The organism is Kamptonema animale CS-326, assembly GCF_028330895.1.
Classification (GTDB): Bacteria; Cyanobacteriota; Cyanobacteriia; order Cyanobacteriales; family Microcoleaceae; genus Kamptonema; species Kamptonema formosum.
On sequence record NZ_JAQMUA010000061.1, the window covers coordinates 1 to 16862 of the forward strand.

The 16862-nt window shown below is 44.2% G+C and carries 16 protein-coding genes and 1 tRNA gene; 5 read left to right on the forward strand and 12 right to left on the reverse strand.

What is annotated here, in order from left to right:
• Positions 1–272: 272 nt before the first annotated feature.
• Together PN499_RS03650 and PN499_RS03655 are read right to left on the reverse strand one after the other, a co-directional pair.
• Positions 273–1976, reverse strand: a complete 1704-nt coding sequence (locus PN499_RS03650) for a fumarate reductase/succinate dehydrogenase flavoprotein subunit (protein ID WP_272030330.1) — start codon at positions 1974–1976, stop codon at positions 273–275.
• A 24-nt stretch (positions 1977–2000) separates the two neighbouring features.
• The gene (locus PN499_RS03655; RefSeq protein ID WP_272030331.1) at positions 2001–3041 is read right to left on the reverse strand and encodes a sulfonate ABC transporter substrate-binding protein; all 1041 of its coding nucleotides are present in this window, start codon (positions 3039–3041) and stop codon (positions 2001–2003) included.
• 1 nt (position 3042) lies between these two features.
• On the opposite strand from PN499_RS03655, the gene PN499_RS03660 reads away from it, so the two are divergent.
• Positions 3043–3312, forward strand: a complete 270-nt coding sequence (locus PN499_RS03660) for a hypothetical protein (protein ID WP_272030333.1) — start codon at positions 3043–3045, stop codon at positions 3310–3312.
• A gap of 105 nt (positions 3313–3417) precedes the next feature.
• Here PN499_RS03660 and PN499_RS03665 read toward each other — a convergent pair whose 3' ends face one another.
• The 6 genes from PN499_RS03665 to PN499_RS29760 all read right to left on the reverse strand — a co-directional run bounded on the left by PN499_RS03665 (position 3418) and on the right by PN499_RS29760 (position 10346).
• Positions 3418–4626: an acyl-CoA dehydrogenase family protein gene (locus tag PN499_RS03665; RefSeq protein ID WP_272030334.1), complete on the reverse strand. Its 1209-nt coding sequence runs from the start codon at positions 4624–4626 to the stop codon at positions 3418–3420.
• Complete coding sequence (locus PN499_RS03670; protein ID WP_272030335.1) at positions 4623–4949, reverse strand: methyltransferase domain-containing protein; 327 nt, start codon at positions 4947–4949, stop codon at positions 4623–4625. Before PN499_RS03670 ends, PN499_RS03665 begins: the two co-directional genes overlap by 4 nt.
• Positions 4950–4971: 22 nt before the next feature.
• The gene (locus PN499_RS03675; protein ID WP_272030336.1) at positions 4972–5724 is read right to left on the reverse strand and encodes an ABC transporter ATP-binding protein; all 753 of its coding nucleotides are present in this window, start codon (positions 5722–5724) and stop codon (positions 4972–4974) included.
• A 52-nt stretch (positions 5725–5776) separates the two neighbouring features.
• The gene (locus tag PN499_RS03680) at positions 5777–6604 is read right to left on the reverse strand and encodes an ABC transporter permease (RefSeq protein WP_272030338.1); all 828 of its coding nucleotides are present in this window, start codon (positions 6602–6604) and stop codon (positions 5777–5779) included.
• Between the two features lie 198 nt (positions 6605–6802).
• Positions 6803–7849, reverse strand: coding sequence for an aliphatic sulfonate ABC transporter substrate-binding protein (locus PN499_RS03685; RefSeq protein WP_272030339.1), 1047 nt, complete (start codon positions 7847–7849; stop codon positions 6803–6805).
• 175 nt (positions 7850–8024) lie between these two features.
• A complete protein-coding gene (locus PN499_RS29760; RefSeq protein ID WP_465249961.1) occupies positions 8025–10346 on the reverse strand; it encodes an FAD/NAD(P)-binding protein in 2322 nt (773 codons plus the stop codon).
• A 269-nt stretch (positions 10347–10615) separates the two neighbouring features.
• Between PN499_RS29760 and PN499_RS03700 the strand changes: the two genes are divergently transcribed.
• A complete protein-coding gene (locus PN499_RS03700; protein ID WP_272030341.1) occupies positions 10616–11218 on the forward strand; it encodes a beta-class carbonic anhydrase in 603 nt (200 codons plus the stop codon).
• A gap of 48 nt (positions 11219–11266) precedes the next feature.
• On the opposite strand, the gene PN499_RS03705 is transcribed toward PN499_RS03700, so the two are convergent.
• Positions 11267–11743: a hypothetical protein gene (locus PN499_RS03705; protein WP_272030342.1), complete on the reverse strand. Its 477-nt coding sequence runs from the start codon at positions 11741–11743 to the stop codon at positions 11267–11269.
• Positions 11744–11814: 71 nt separating this feature from the next.
• Between PN499_RS03705 and PN499_RS03710 the strand changes: the two genes are divergently transcribed.
• Positions 11815–12012 carry a hypothetical protein gene (locus PN499_RS03710; protein ID WP_272030343.1) on the forward strand — a complete coding sequence of 66 codons (198 nt, stop codon included), beginning with the start codon at positions 11815–11817 and terminating at the stop codon, positions 12010–12012.
• A 163-nt stretch (positions 12013–12175) separates the two neighbouring features.
• Here the strand turns inward: PN499_RS03710 and PN499_RS03715 are convergent, their stop codons facing one another.
• The 3 genes from PN499_RS03715 to PN499_RS03725 all read right to left on the reverse strand — a co-directional run bounded on the left by PN499_RS03715 (position 12176) and on the right by PN499_RS03725 (position 15676).
• Positions 12176–14353, reverse strand: a complete 2178-nt coding sequence (locus tag PN499_RS03715) for a CHASE3 domain-containing protein (protein WP_272030344.1) — start codon at positions 14351–14353, stop codon at positions 12176–12178.
• 15 nt (positions 14354–14368) lie between these two features.
• Positions 14369–15172, reverse strand: coding sequence for a molybdate ABC transporter substrate-binding protein (gene modA / locus PN499_RS03720; protein WP_272030345.1), 804 nt, complete (start codon positions 15170–15172; stop codon positions 14369–14371).
• Between the two features lie 419 nt (positions 15173–15591).
• Positions 15592–15676: transfer RNA gene (locus PN499_RS03725), tRNA-Ser, on the reverse strand.
• 220 nt (positions 15677–15896) lie between these two features.
• Here PN499_RS03725 and PN499_RS03730 point away from each other — a divergent pair.
• Positions 15897–16265 (forward strand): 2Fe-2S iron-sulfur cluster-binding protein, encoded by a 369-nt coding sequence (locus PN499_RS03730; RefSeq protein WP_272030346.1) that lies wholly within the window; start codon positions 15897–15899, stop codon positions 16263–16265.
• 6 nt (positions 16266–16271) lie between these two features.
• Complete coding sequence (locus PN499_RS03735; protein ID WP_272030348.1) at positions 16272–16859, forward strand: thermonuclease family protein; 588 nt, start codon at positions 16272–16274, stop codon at positions 16857–16859.
• Positions 16860–16862: the final 3 nt, after the last annotated feature.

A 16862-nucleotide genomic window follows, 5' to 3' on the forward strand; every position in this document is an offset into this window, starting at 1 on the left:
ATATTGCACTATTGTCAATCAAGGGGTAAATCATGGGGTGGGGGCGGGTTTTTTAGCTTTTGCTATGCGGTTTAAGGTTTTTGGTGAACCCGCCCCTACAGGCTTTTAACAATGGTGCAAGATGTCAATTAAAACCGACTGAAAAAGTATTTAGTCCTCTTAAGAGGACTTTAGCTATGAGACAGGGGTTTCAACCCCTGGCGGTGAGTGTAATTGCTGCAAGATGTAAAGTAAAACCCAACTTACAAAATACATTCACTCCCTATAATAACTCAACGAGCCACAACATCATAATCCTCTTTATGCAAATCCACCTCCACAATATAAGGCTCAACTGGACGCTTAAACAATCTCATTTCTCCCGACTCTTCTTTTTTCAAGTTAACATGGCAAAACCACTCTTCATTATTCTTGTCAGGGTAATCTAATCGATAATGATAAAGTCCCCAACGAGTCTCGCGGCGATACAAAGAAGCCCTCGCGGCCATCTCCGCACAATCGCGAATAAAGTGAACTTCCATGCAGCGCATTAACTCATGGGGGTCGCGAGCGCCCATTTCCTCTAAGGTGTCGTGATAGCGGACAAAATTATTCAGCCCAATTTCCAGTTTATTCCCTACTTTTGGTGGCTGTAAATAATCATTTACCAAGCGCCGCAACTTATATTCTATTTGCGTGTGAGGGATTCCATTTGGCAGATTTAAAGGTGCATAAATTCGCGCTTTCTCTGCTTCCAAAAATTCCGCATCCGGCTCGATATAATCTAAATCTTGAATGTAATCAATGGCATTAATTCCTGCTATTCTACCGAACACAAACGCCCCAATCATATAATTATGAGGAACGCTGGCCATATCTCCCGCTGCGTAAAGTCCCGCTACAGTTGTTTCTGCTTTTTCATTCACCCATACACCAGAGGCACTGTGGCCGCTGCACAGCCCTATTTCGGAAATGTGCATCTCCACGCCGTGAGAGCGATAATTTTCCCCTCTCCCTTCATGAAATCTGCCTCGACTCGGCCGCTCATTCGACCAAAGAATTGACTCGATTTCAGCGATTGTATCCTCATCGAGATGAGTCATTTTTAATTGAATCGGGCCTTTGCCAGAGTTTAACTCCTTCCAGATTTCCAGCATCATTTGACCGCTCCAATAATCGCAACTAATGAAGCGATGACCTTCGGCATTAGCAGTATGAGCACCAAAGGGGCCGGCAACATAAGCGCAAGCAGGGCCGTTATAATCTTTAATTAACGGGTTGACTTGAAAGCACTCAATGTTACTCAGTTCTGCTCCTGCGTGGTAAGCCATTGAATAGCCATCTCCGGCATTAGTCGGATTTTCATAAGTGCCATAAAGATAGCCAGAATCGGGTAGTCCTAAACGGCCGCAAGCACCTGTAGAAAGAATGACAGCTTTGGCTTGAATTACTACAAAATCGCCATTTCGCACGTCAAAGCCAACTGCACCAGTAGCGCGTCCTTTTTGTACTAAAACGCGGGTTGCCATGACTCGATTGGTAACTTTAACTTTGTGGCGTTTTACCTGTCGGGTTAAAATTTGTTTTAGGTCTTTACCTTCGGGCATTGGTAACACATATTTGCCGACGCGGTGAACTTGTTTTAAGTCGTAGTTCCCCTGAGCATCTTTCTGAAATTTCACGCCCCAACTTTCTAACTCTTGGATGACTTCATAGCCTAATTTTCCGGTTTGATAAACGGCTTTTTGGTTGAGGATACCGTCATTAGCAAGGGTAATTTCGCGGACGTACTGTTCGGGTGTAGAATGGCCGGGAATAACAGCAGTATTTACGCCATCCATGCCCATTGCGATCGCACCACTTCTGCGAATATTTGCCTTTTCTAAAATTAGCACTTCGCTATCAGGATTGGCCTGTTTAGCTTTGATGCCGGCCATAGTGCCAGCCGTACCACCACCAATTACCAGCACATCCGTTTTGATCACTTGAGTATTCACGTCGATCTCCCCTTGCTAATGACTCTACTTACTATCTTTCAACACGATTTCTTTAACCTGAACTGGCTTAGGAATAAGCTCCAATTTATGGAAAGTATCAGCAATTTGTTGCTGTCCGGCTATCTCTTCATCAGTCAGGGGAGAAACGCCATACTTACGTCGCTTTTCTGACACTTCTAAGACAGAAGCTTCTATCCCTAATTGCGCTTCCAAAAATTTAGCAACTTCTACTGGATTGCCCGCCGCCCATCCATCTACCTTTTTTACCTCATCTAAAATGAGTTTCAAAATCTCAGGATGTTCGTCAACAAAAGCCTTACGAGCGAGATAGAAACCTCGATTAGCAGCAATACCTGTGGCATCTTTGAGCAGTCGTGCGCCTGCGGTTTTTTCTGCTGCTGCTAAATACGGGTCCCAAATTGCCCAAGCATCTACATTTCCACCTTCAAAAGCGGCCCGTGCATCTGCGGGTTTGAGAAAAACAGGAGTGATGTCACTATATTTAAGTCCAGCCGATTCTAAGGCTTTAACTAGGAAGTAATTAGTGTTAGATCCTTTGGCAAAAGCAACTTTTTTACCTTTCAGATCGGCAATACTTTGTATGGGCGAATCCTTGGGAACCACAATCCCTTCAGACTGAGGATTGGATGTTTCGTAAGCAACATAAACTAATGGTGTTCCGGCAGCTTGGGCAAAGACTGGCGGCGCTTCTCCTGTGTAGCCGAAGTCAATACTACCTGCATTCATTCCTTCTAATAATGGTGGCCCAGCCGGAAATTCTACAAATTTTACAGAAGATTTGGAGGCTGCTAAGGCTTTTTCTAAGTCGCCTTTGGTTTTAAGGGCGTTGAGGACGGTAGCCGATTTTTGGAAGCCGATGTTAACAGTAACGCTTTTTGTAGGTGCAGGAGTGTTAGTTGCAGTGGTTAGTTGAGCGGCCGAGTTTTGTGCGGTATTGCTGGTAGAGCAAGCCGCTACTCCCAGAGTCAAGCCGAGTCCGGTTGCAAACAGCAGGGAAAGACTGCGACCTCTCGGAGAAAGGAAGTTTTGGCGGTAGTAAGTCAAAATGCCTAAAGGCTTGGTTTCTGAGAACTTAATCCACATAAATATCAATAAGGAAGGGATTGAGAGTAACTTTCTTGGCAGTATACCACGATATCTCGATAAATTTACCGGAGTTAATAGTTGTTCGCTTTCGGAGGTTAAGATTTTGGGTGCGATCGCTCATGGTTACAGCACTTCAGTCCATCAGGGAGCCTCCCGATTTTGTAGGGTGCGTCAGATGCAGCGATTGAACGAGTCGTTAGGGTTCGATTGTAGTAGAGCACCCTACTAATTGTGCAGTTGCGTAAGTCCTGTACAAATTCAGGATGCTCTCACTCCATCAACTAAGTTTCTGGATAAAAATTGAAGATAAAACATCCTTTTTGAAGGATGATTGCTATGTATAAAAGCTGGGATTGGGGAGTCGATCGTTAAGTACCCAGTTACCGAGATCCTGAATTTTATAGTCAACAGAATCATGTAGCGTAAACGTTCTCAGATTACGCCAGTAGCGATCGAAACCATATTTACTGGTGGTAGCACGCGCCCCCATCACTTCAAAAATACGACTGGTCACATCTAAACCTATTTTGGTAGCAGCAACCTTTGCCGTTGCGATCGCGATCGCGCATTTTCCACGTTCTTCTGTTGTTAAATCCGTCCCTTGTTCCCAAGCTGCTTGCAGAATGGCGGCGGCTCGATCGGTCAAACTGCTAACTGCTTGCAGATCGACCCACATCTCTCCGTAGTGCTTGAGAATGTAGGGATCTTCCGTCACACTAGGAGCAGTAGAAGTTAACCAAGGTCGTCCTTGGGTGCGGGTATAGTCTTTAGCAGCAGCAAATGCTCCTTCGGCAATACCCAGATAAATATGGGCAAGATTGATTTGTGTCAAACAAGCTCGTAAAGTACGGAAAGGAAGATCGGCACGAGTGCGATCGCCAAAGACTTCCGACTCATAAACGCGCACTTGGTCGAAACTAATACTACCGCTATCAGTTTGACGTTGCCCAATGTTATCCCAATCGTCATGGATTTTTACACCCTCTCTTCGAGTGGGAATTACAATAATTGTGAGTTCGGAGGTATCTTGACGAACCGCAGTGATGGGTAAGATATCTGAATCTTTAGAGCCAGAACAAAAGCTTTTTATCCCGTTCAGTAAAAAGCCTGTACCATCAGGGGTTAAAGTGGCACGGCGATCGAGAGGATTGAGAGCATTGCACCAGAACCAATTGTTTGTCATTGTATCTTTGTAGAACTGTGCTTTGTGTTCCTCCGTGCCAAAAAGATGTGGGATAACCACCCCTAAATGGTGATAGGAGTAAACATGAGCTAGAGAACTATCAGTCTTTGCCAACTCGCGGGAAATTTGGAGTGCAGTAATCCACGTTTCGCCAATACCGCCATATTCTTTAGGGATAATCAAACCGAGCAAACCGCTAGAGCGAATGCGATCGCGTTCATACTTTGGCGTACCGCCAAGACGATCTCGTTCGATGGCAGTAGCAGCAAATTCTTGAGCAAGCGATTTCGCGATCGCTACATAATCTTGCTTGCTGTCTTGCGGTGTTGTGTTTTTCGAGTCTACAAGGGATATTTTCATATTGATGATACAAAATCGAGCAAAATAATGAGGTACAAATGATTTAGGATGCGGATAAGCTGTTTAGCTTCTTGCTTGGCAACTTCGAGCATTTCTGTATCGGGATCGATGCCCAAAACAGATTGAAATCGATCGTGTAAGGCGATCGCTACCAAGCCAATGCCACAGCCGAGATCGAGAAGTTTTCCTTGCCCATCTAATTGAAATTTCTGTGAGATTAAATCGTAAAGAGCCTTTGGGTAGCGCGGTCGATATTGCAAGTAATAAGAAATCGCTCCTTGAAAGAGCGTAGGATCGTAGTTTGGGAGTAATTTAGTAGTCATGATTTAATTCAAGTTGGGGGATTTAAACCTCTAAAGGAACAGTTTGCGTATTCGATAAATCCAAGGTACTCAATAATTTTTCTTTCCAATATTGCAAATCGCGATCGGTACGCCTGCGGGGACGGGGAAGATCGATATTTAGCTCAAGATGGATACGTCCAGGGTTGCCACGCATGACGATCGCGCGATCGCTTAAAATCAGTGCTTCTTCAACATCATGGGTGACAAGAATCATCGTCTGGCGATCGGATTGCCAAATTTCTAACAGACGATCCTGTAATTGCATTCTAGTAAAGGAATCCAGAGCGTTAAAGGGTTCGTCTAGCAATAAAATAGAAGGATTAGTAACAAGGGCACGCGCGATCGCCACCCGTTGAGCCATTCCTCCTGATAGTTGGCGCGGCAGCAAACGAGCAAAATCTTGTAATCCCACCTTAACTAGAGCATCACTTGCCCGTGCCTTGCGTTCATCCTTCGGTAAATGATGCAAACCAAACTGCACATTTTCCCAGACGGTTAACCAAGGCATCAGCCGAGGTTCTTGAAATATTACACCAATTTCTGGATGAGGTTTTTCAATGCGAATATCATCAATTTGTACATCTCCATAAGTTGGCAAATCTAATCCAGCAACAATCCGTAAAAGTGTACTTTTACCGCAGCCACTCGTACCGATCAAACTCACAATCTCGCTACGATTAACAGTTAAATCAATAGAGTCTAGCCCTACAAAACCATTTTTAAATCGCTTATGTAGCCCTTCGATGAGTAGCATCTGTTATTCCTCCTTGGCGCTTTGAATAAATGGTTTCAATAAATGCTGGAAACTAATGCTGAGAAGCGTAAACATCCTGCCAATGGAGTAGCCAATGCGATGCAAAGCTAATCGCTGAGTCGGTCACTTTTCCACAAATTGCAAACAGGAGAATGCTAGCGAGGGTGATCGCCGGTCGTCCCGTTGTTTGCCCATCAATTAATAAGAAGCCTAAACCCTGACTGGCTCCCATTAATTCAGCAGCCACCACAAACATCCAGCCTAAACCCAAACCACTTCGCAAACCGACAATGTAGGCAGGCAATGTCGCGGGTAAGAACACACGACTGATAAGCTGCCAATCATTAAGTCTATAGATTTTGCCAACTTCAACCAATTTGCGATCGACATTGTGAATGCCGCTCATCAGATTTAAGTAAACTGGGAAGAAGACTCCAACGGCGATCAAAGCTATTTTAGAAGGCTCATGTATTCCCATCCACAGGATGAATAGGGGCACCCATGCGAGGGAAGGAATATTACGAAGTGACTGCAAAAGCGGGTCGAGTAAATCGTGAATTAGGCCAGAATAGCCTGTTAATCCTCCTAGAATAGTGGCAAAAAATGTACCAATTAGGAAGCCAACAAAGACTCGATAGAGTGTAATGCCGATGTGTTGCCATAGTTCTCCTGCTGCACCGAGTTCCCAAACTGTTGTGAGAATAGTTGAGGGAGCAGGTAACAAGTTAGGAGCAACCAAGCCAAACCTAGAAATACTTTCCCAGAATATTAAGAGAAAGACTGGCAAGAGCAAGCCTTTTGCTTTGCCGAGACGATTGAGGAATTGCCAAATATTACCTGTTTGTGAGGTTGGTATTGCGATCGCAAGTCTTTGTTCCATAACTTATTGCTAATTGCTAATGGCTAATTGCTAATTGCTAATTGCTGCGAGTGAGTAAGTAGGGTGCGTCAGAAGCGAACACTTACGCTTAAACGGGAAACACTTCGGACTGACGCACCCTACAATCTGTTTTAAATGTTCAACAGCGTACCTCACTTGTTTAAGAATCGCTATATATCCAAAGCCGATATTTTTTACTTAGGATTTGGCAATCTTTGCCACATATTGCGGATCGATTAAATCGTTAACAACTGTAATCACGTCAACGGAATTCGGGATCACGCCGCTTTTTTTCAAGACATCTCCAGCAGCACTAATAACGGCTTTTTGTTCGTCACCAATCGATGAGTTTGAGAGATCGGTTCGCTCCTCTAATTGTTTAGTTGCTACCGCTTCTGTCAGCTTCGATGCTTTAATTACCACTTGTTTGAGTTCGCTAGGATTCGCGATCGCCCATTTCCGTGCCTTCTCATAGGCGGTTAATACTTGATTAACTTGTTCAGGATATTCTTTGGCAAACGCCTCGCGGACATTCAAAAAGCCTTGGCTAATTAGTTTAGTATCGCGGAAGAAAAGTTTTGAGCCTTGTTCTACTTCTGTCTGTGCCATAAACGGATCGAGGCCAGCCCAGGCATCAACATCGCCTTTCTCAAGGGCAGCTTTACCGTCAGCATGGGGTAAAGGCACAATTTCTACATCTTTTGCAGTTAAACCAACTTGATCCAAGGCACGCAATAAGAAAATAAACGGATCTGTTCCCCGCGTCGCTGCAACTTTCTTGCCTTTTAAATCTGTGACTTTTTGAATGGAAGAATTCGCCGTAGTTACTAATGCCGTCCATTCGGGTTTGGAGTAAATGTAAATAGATTTAATGGGATTGCCATTGGCTTTGGCAATCAGTGCGGAAGCACCAGAAGTCGAGCCAAAATCAATGCTGCTGCCATTGAGAAACTCTAATGCTTTGTTACTACCTTGACTGAGAACCCATTCGACTTTGATATTAGCTTTGGCTAAGTCTTCTTCTAGCCAGCCTTTCTCTTTGAGTACGAGACTAACAGGATTGTAGTAGGCATAATCTAAACGTACTACTGTAGGAACTGCCGTAGGAGATGAGCCGGGAGATGCTGCTGTAGTGTTAGTTCCAGGAGAGGAAGAATTACAGGCATTGACTAATAGCGATAGAAATAGCCCAGAAATAAAAAATAGCAGTAACCTACGTCTGGCAATGGCAAACCATTTGCTCATAATTCGTCTCCTCAACTCCTTGGTGAATGTCTCGCTTAATTAGGACTCACGTAATTTATACGATAAATCAATCGGCTTACCGTAGTATCTGATTATCTTACAGCAAGGCGCACTCAAGATCAATAGTTAAATTACCAAGTTAGAATTGTTGAGATCGAATGACCCGAAGCGATTCCTAAATGTACATGGCTAAGTAATCCTCATAGATTTCCGTATTGGTTGATAGCGTCAGTTCGACTTTTTCGCGATCGCCATCGATCGCCTCACTCGTACCATTATTTAGACTCGCTTCGGGGATGAAATCCCCACAGTATTCATTGGCGGGTACGGCTTGGTTGATCTTTTTGGGATAGCTCAAACCCAGATGGCTCATAATCGCGATAAATTGCTCGCGGCTGCGATCGCTAAATCGAGGATTGAGGCGCTTTTCTTCGCCAATTGTGGAAACGGTGCGCCCTTTGTAATCATGGGCGGGATAAACCAGAGTCTCCTCTGGGAGGGTAAACAACCGTTGCGTCACCGTATCGTAAAGAGTTCCCGCATCCCCAGATTGCAAGTCTGTTCGTCCACAACCTCGAATTAGTAAGGCATCTCCCGTTAACAGGTGAGTGTTATTGACTAGATAAGCCAGATGGCTGTGGGTGTGGCCTGGCGTGGCGATCGCTTCAATTCGTACCCCCCCCAAGGCTAAGGTTTCGCGATCGCTCAGGGAGCGATCGGCAGACCTAGCAGTAGCATTTTTGGGCACTAACACCCGACAACCCTTTTGCTGTCTCAGCTTGCCCGCCCCAGTGATATGGTCAGCATGGATGTGGGTTTCCAAACAGTAGCGGAGACTCAATCCCAGGTCATCTAAAACCTGTAAGTCGCGGTCAACTTGCTCTAAAACTGTATCCACCAGCACCGCCTCCTTCGTCTGACTGTCTGCAATCAGATAGGTGTAGGTGCTGGATTCCGGGTCAAAGAATTGGCGAAATAACAGCGTTGACTGGGGAATTACGGGTGCAGGATCGCCGCAATCTTGTTCAATGGAGCGAGAGAGGGAAGTAGAGCGAGAGAAAGACGGAATGGGACGCACCCGCACAGGAAGCGACTGTAATACTGTTGCTGCTAATGCCTGTGTCTGTTCCCGTAGTTCGGGGACGGCGATCGTTTCCCACAAATTGCCTTTGCGCGGCGTGCCCAAGGTGTAGAACAAGCTGGAACGCTTGCCCTGAGCATCTAATACAGTACCATCAGCGGCAGTATCCAATCCCAAGCCGATGTCGTTGGGGCGGATCGACCCTTGGACGCGCAAATTGGCAATTAGAGGTTGGGGCGATCGCTGATAATCTGCTTGTATTCCTGTGCAATTCAGCACGCGGCTAACCTGCAAAAGCAGATTCGTTTTCGTTTGGCGATCGCGAACGGTAACAGCCACCCCGTCAGGTGTCACTTGATAGTTCTGAATCCGTCCGGCGGTAATTGTTAGTTGCCCTGAATCCAGCATCGTCTGGACAATCTCACCAATTTCAGGGGCAATCCGATGGCGATGCACGTCCCAATAAGGCGTAACATGGCGCAAAAACCGTCGCTGCTCGATCCGGGGTAGTTGTTGCCAGAGTTTTTGGGTAATAGGACGCAACACATCAATTACCGATCGCCAGTCGTAGCCCTCGCTTGCCGCCGTTTTCACCTCACTCCGAATCCGTCGTAGCAAGCCCCGAACTGTTTTAGGGGCGGTATCTGGGTTTAAAAAGGCGTGGTAGGGCTTGGTCGATTGATGAGTTAGCGGAAATAAGCCTCGGCGAGACACGGCATAAATTTTGCCTTGATGATTGCGATCGCGCATCGATACTACCATATCCACCATCGTCAGTCCAGTGCCAATCAGCAATACAGGCGCATCCGGCTCTAGCCCCGCTAACGCCTCCGCTGACCAGGCATGGCGCAGATAAAGGGTGCGATCGTCCTCAGAAGATTGGGAACCGGGAAGGGAGGCAGGGGCGTTTCCCAGTGCCAGCACAATTTTATCTGCCACGAAAACGCGGCTGCTTTTCAGGGAGACGATCGCACCTTTGCCGTTGGGTTCCACTGCAACTACTTCATCAATCACCCGCTCTAATCGAACATTACTGGATGCGGTAGCCTCTGCTTCTTCCAGAATCGATTGAATATAAAGCCCATATATCGGCCGGGGAATGAAACTGCTGGCATTTAGGTCGCTAGGCAGGAATGTCGCTAACTCGTTGTGGTTATAGTGCAGCCAACGTAGCAGATGACCGGGATCGTCGGGAAAGGCGCTCATCTTCCCTGCGGAGACATTCAGTAAATGGCTGTTGCTGGTGGTACTGTAGGCAACTCCCTTGCCAATATCGCGATCGCGCTCAATCAGCTTGATTACCAGGGGGCGGTGGGCTGTTTTCAACAGGTGAGTCGCGACTAGAGAACCACTAAAGCCAGCGCCAACGATCGCGATCGTTGTTGGGGTATCAGAAATCAGCATTGTCGGAAGCATATCAGTATCAAATATAAGAGTTCGGCTTGTCAGTATTTTCAGTATTTGCAGTTGTCGCAGTCATTAACTAACCGACAACCCAGATGAGGGTATTTTGGCGATCGCTTCAGAATCTGGTCGTGGGCTGCGATCGCTGCCCTCAAAATCCAAAAGGTATCTCTGGAACATTTCAATAACGGCAAGATTTGCTAAAATACGGTTTACTTATCGATATACCGTAATTTATTGTCACCTGCAATCATAGCTCAACAATTTAGGAAAATTCAAGCATGAGTCAAGTTCTGCAAGAAGTGCTATCTGCTAACCAGGAATATGCTGCCGCCTTTGGTGACAAAGGCAATTTGCCCCTGCCTCCTGGTCGTCGCTTTGCCATTCTGACCTGCATGGATGCTCACCTCGATCCTGCCAAATATGCTGGGCTGGCAGAAGGGGATGCCCATGTCATCCGTAACGCTGGAGGACGGGCGAGCGATGATGCAATTCGATCGCTTGTAATCTCTTATAAGCTATTAGGAACTCGTGAATGGTTTGTGATTCACCATACTGATTGTGGGATGCAACTATTTACCGACAGTATCATCCGGGAATTATTGACAAATAGCCTGGAAACTGCCGTCATCGACGAAAACGGTTGGCGAGATATAGGGCAAGGTTCGGGTTCTACGGAAGGTGAATTCGTCGATTGGTTAACGTTCAAAGATTTAGCAGAAAGCGTATTTGTAGATGTTCAACGAATTCGCAACCATCCTCTTGTACCACCAACTATTCCGATTTATGGCTTTATTTACGATGTGAAAACGGGGCAATTGATTGAAGTTCCCAAAGCAACAGAAGTCGGTCGAGTCAAGGTTATAGCGATCGCGTCAGCGTGAGAAGTTAAGCCGGAAGTGGGAATATTGGGGTGTAACATTTCTTTAGTATCATTTGTTCAACCCTTTTATTCTTGAGTCCTGCTCCATTAAATTGGTAACAATATGCCGCACAATTAAAGGGGCTTCTTGGATATATTTATTAATATTATTCAATTGCTCTTTAAAATCTTCAGAGTCTTTTTCGGGATGACCAGCTATTATTATTGTAAAATAGGCTTGAAATTCAAAATATAAATTTCTTAGGGTGGTAAAATTATCTACATGAACCATGCGACGTAGATCTATTTCATCTTTTTTTTGGATCATCTTTGTTAAAACCTGAATAGATGTTATATAAGAATCGTAAACTTTTTCGCGATACCATTTTTTCTGCTCACTTTCTTGTTGCCGAAGACTTTGCTGTTTCTCTCGCTCCAACTGAAATTTATTATTAATCAGGGTAGTCAATAGGCTACTAACCAGCGTTAGGATACCTGAAATTAAAGCAGCACCAACAATATAAACGCTAGGTGATTGGGAAAGCATACCATTCCAGCTTTTAAAAGAGAACTCATCAACGCTAGCGTTTTGCTGAGAAAGTCAACAACTGTAAATCGGTGCGGATCTCCGAACCCAAAGGCTGTGTAAAGCTTATTCCCTGGCAAAAATTCCTGATGGTCAGGCAAAAGTTAACGGCATCATCGCGGATTTGGGCAGGCGTTCATACCCGTACCGCTGACAACCAGGGATATGTGTTGGGTAAACAAGTCGGTGACTACGTTTTTCAGAATGCCTTGCCACCTCTTAAGAGTTAGTCGATCAGGCTAGTCGAGATTCACGGAGTCACCAGTTAGCGCGAGGAGCTACATAGCACGCCTAAATGAATTGTGTAATTATTGTAGGGGCAAACCCCCGCGATCACCCCCTATCTTCAGCAGTAGGGGCTAACCCCGACAATTTTTGTAGAATGAGGCTCAATTAACTCACCAAAAAATTCTCTCCTTTCGGATTGTAATAGTTAGTTAAGAATGACTTAAGTTGTTTTTCCTGAAATCCTTTAGCTAATCTACATACTTCCTCAGCAAAGGGTATCCATTGCTCATCTAACTTTTTTAATTCTTCTGCTTTTTGGATCACCGCTTTCACATTACCTTTTTTTGCTAAATCGTACAAATCTTCTATCAATGCTGCTGGGGGAATCACCAAAGATTCAACAGCAGATATTTTAGGAGTTGATTCAGAAGGAGATTGAGAAGTCTTTGGCTCTGCATAAACCCAAGATAAACCTAACTTTTTCTGCAATAATTCAAATAATTCTGAGACTTGTACAGGTTTAGGTAAAAAAGCATTTGCACCTGCATCTAAACTTTTATATTGGTCTGTCTCAAAAACACTCGCGGAAGAAACGATTACAATTGTATCTTTTAATGTTTCTGAATTTCGTAAGCGACGCAGCAATTCAAACCCATCCATCACAGGCATAACTAAATCAGTAATAATCAGATCGGGCATTAATTCAGTGGCTTTTGCTAATCCTTCAGCACCATTAGCAGCTTCAAATACCTCAAAACCGATGGGAGTCAGTAAATTTACAATCACTGAACAATTTTCCCAGCGGTCATCTATAACTAATATTTTACGTTTATTGCCTGTAAATCCTACAACTATCCCTTTTAAATTCCAAGTAGGTTTTAATGTAAATTCATTAGCACAAGGTAAATCTAAATCAAACCAAAATTGACTACCTTTTTCTAGTTGGCTAGTCACGCAAATCTTACTACCCATGACTTCCACAATCTTTGAACTAATTGCTAAACCCAATCCTGTACCTTCTGCCATTCGTTTAGTATCGCCAACTTGTTCAAAAGGAATGAAGATTTTTTGCCTTTGTTCTTGGCTCATTCCCACACCAGTATCTTCTATTTGAAAACGAATTTTGTTAATAGCATTGAGACTGCTTGCTTCTTGCTCAATGGTAGATGATTCAATTACGCCAACTTTGAAAGTAACGCCGCCTCTATCCGTAAACTTAACAGCATTACCCAAGAGATTAATCAAAACTTGCCGTAAGCGTTTCTCATCAGCTTGTACGCTGATCGGGAGTGCGGGGTCGAATTGGCTAATGAAAGGAATTCCTTTTTGTTCGGCTTTGATGCGGACAATTTCACTGACAGCTTGAAGGAATGCTAGAAAATGGAATTCATTAGGAGCTAGTTCCATTTTCCTTGCTTCGATCTTAGAGAGGTCTAAAATATCATTAATCAGGGTAAGTAAATGAGAACCGCACTGCTGAATAATCTCTACGCCTTTTAGTTCATTTTCTTGAATATTTTTTGAGCGAATTAGGATTTGAGCATAGCCCAAAATACCATTAAGAGGAGTTCTGAGTTCATGGCTCATATTAGCTAAAAATTCACTTTTGGCACTGTTGGCGACTTCCGCAGCAAGTTTGGCTTCTTCTGCTTCTTCCTTGGCTTCCTTTAATTGAATTTCAGTTTGTTTTCGCTTGCAGATTTCGTCATAAATTAACCTAAAAACCCAAGTAAAAATTAGTAAATTGAAGACAGAACCGCCTACAAAAGCAATTATAGACCGCTGTAAACTACTACCAGCTTCCTGCTGTCGCTCGAATAATACTGCCCTTTCTTGTGCGTCAATGTTTTTCACTGCTACACGAATTCGATTGCTTAGCTTCTGGGCATCCTGATTGCGCTTAATTTCCAACAGAGCTGCATCTAATCCCTGGCTACGCCGCAGTTTAATTGTATCATTTATTTGCTCTAAACGATTTTCTACTAAAGGCTGAAGGTCATCTAGTTGGCGATTTATTGCGGGTTCATTCGCTAGAAATTGCCGTAGCAATTCAAAGCATTGGTCAAGATTGAGTTCGGCACTGGTGTAATAATCAATATAGCTATTTTCGCCAGTTAATATATAGCCCCGCTGTCCATTTTCAGCATCTCTAAGGTTATTTAAAATCTGGCCGAGTCGATCTATGGTTTCTACTTTTTTCTGTACGCTTCGATTAGCTTCTAAGGTACGCATAACGCTCAAAAATGCTAGTCCACTAACTGATATTGATAACAGCGTAGCAATACCTAGTCCTGTCGCTACTCGGAGCAAAAATTGGGGATTTAGTTTGAGGCGAAGTTTCATTAAATAGTCTCCAGCTCAAGACTTAGACGAAGGTGAGATAGCAGTAAAACCATATTTCTCAAATATTGACATTGCTTTGCTACTTGTGAGAAAGTCAATGAATGCTTTTGCTTCTACAGGGTTCTGGCTATTCTTAACGACAGCCAGTCTTGCAAAAATTGGTTTGTGGGAATCAGTAGGAGCGATCGCGGCGGTTTTGAGTTTGTTAGATGACTTAGCTTCGGGTAGAAAAGTAATACCTACATCTGCTTGTTTGCTTTCCACTGCTTTGGTGATTTCCCGGCTTTCAACATTCGCCCATACAGCTTTAGATTGAACCTGCTGAAAAATCCCTAGATTAGTCAAAATCTCTTTGGTGTGTTGACCAACTCCCAGCCTTTGTGTCCCCATCGCGATTGTTTTAATGCGATCGCTAGTTAAGTCCTTAAAGCCCGCGATCGCCAGCGAAGAATCAGCCGGAACAATTAAGACCATTTGTGTAGAGACTAAATTTTTTATGGTTTCCTCTAACAATAGCCCTTTTTTTTGCAAATCATCTATTACTAGGTTAGAGGTAACTAGAAAGATGTCAAATGACTCTCCCTGTTCAATACGATCTTTCAGTGCAGTTGCTCCAGAAAAGGTATAGTTAATAGTAACATTAAACTTTTCTTGCCGATATTGTCTTTCAAGTTCAATCAATACATCTCTATACGGTGGAGTTGAAGCAAAGTTGAGGGAAACTGCCTTCGCGGGCATGGGATTGGTGCAACTTCCTAGCCAGAAGCAAAAGGCAACTACACAGCTAAATAAGATTAAGAAGCGAGAGGTCTTTATCATTGCTATTATCTATTATCTACTCAAGTTTAATAGTTTTTCCTGGGAGCTTGTGTGATCTATAACACATCCGTAAAATAGATCCTGTTTATTAGAAACCCCACCGATTGCGACCCTAATTTTTAGTAATGTACACCGCTTTCTCGGCTTGTCCTACGAGCATTTCTGGAAAGGCTTCTGCACATGGACAATTAGTCCTACTAGAAATGCCTAAGCTAACAGTAACAATATCGATTAGTTGTGAAATATTACCAATTATTACTGGTTTAAATGGGGTTGATTTGTTAGTAGTCTAACATAACCAAATTTGGTATTAACTCCCAAGAAGGTTGCCATAACTGTAACTGTTAAAAAATAAATCCATATCTCACTTAAGCCTTAACTTATCTTAAGTGAGATATAGATTGATTTTATTTATATAACGGAGAGGGAGGGATTCGAACCCTCGTTAAGTTGCCCTAAACAGCATTTCCAGTGCTGCGCCTTCAACCACTCGGCCACCTCTCCAAGGCAGAAATCACAATTTCAGCCACAAGAAAACTATAGTAGCAGAACAAACATCTATCTGGCAAGATACTTTGGCATAAATTTGCTGTTTAATGTGGGTAGGGTAGTGCTTCAGTCAAATTTATGCCCTCACCGACAGACTCATAAAACAGTCTAAACCCAATCATACTAACACTTTTGTCCGCATCCACCTCGAAAAAATCTCAACCTTAAAATCTCTATGGCACGTTCTTACAGCATTAAGATTTATAACAGACAGACAGGCGATCGCCGCACCGTCCAAGTCCCAGAAGACCGCTACATCCTCCACAGCGCCGAAAACCAAGGAGTCGATCTCCCATTCTCCTGCCGCAACGGAGCCTGCACCACCTGCGCCGTGCGCCTCCTAGTCGGCGAAGTCCATCAGCCAGAAGCAATGGGTCTATCAGTTGAACTGCAAAAACAGGGTTATGCTCTATTGTGCGTCAGCTACCCCTGCTGTGACATAGAAGTAGAAACCCAAGACGAAGATGAAGTCTACGAACTCCAATTCGGCCAATACTTCGGCAAAGGCAAAATCAAAGTAGGATTGCCGCTAGATGAAGATTAAAGCAGTATGGGCATAGTAGTAAAAAATCTTGACCAGACAGAGCCGATCGCCTGGAGAGTAACGCAGATAATTATTTATGGGTTATTCGCGATCGCCCTTTGCCTACTTTTAGCTAGCTGCGAAGAACCCTCAGAAACAGAAATCACCCAAGGCTCAATTGTCAAAGTACAGCGAGTAGTCAACGGACAAACCATCGAAATCGCAGGCTTTGCCGACCAAACCCCCATACTAGAGCAAGTCCGGCTCATCGGTATAGAAGCCCCCGACTTAAAGCAGCAGCCTTGGGGCTCGGATGCCAGACAAAAACTAGAACAACTGATCGGCGGACAAGAGATATTATTAGAATCCGATGCCCAAGCTCAAGATCGATACGATCGCAAACTAGCTTATCTCTGGCGAGGAAAAGACCTCCTCAACGAACAGCTAGTCAAAGAAGGATATGCTTTAGTAGTAGCGCGATCGCCCAACACCAAACACAAACAGCGCCTAGCAAACGCCCAGGAATGGGCTAGACTCATGGGGCGCGGCATTTGGAACCCAGAACAACCCATGCGCCAAACCCCCGCAGAATTTAGAAATCAGAATCGGAAATAGGGG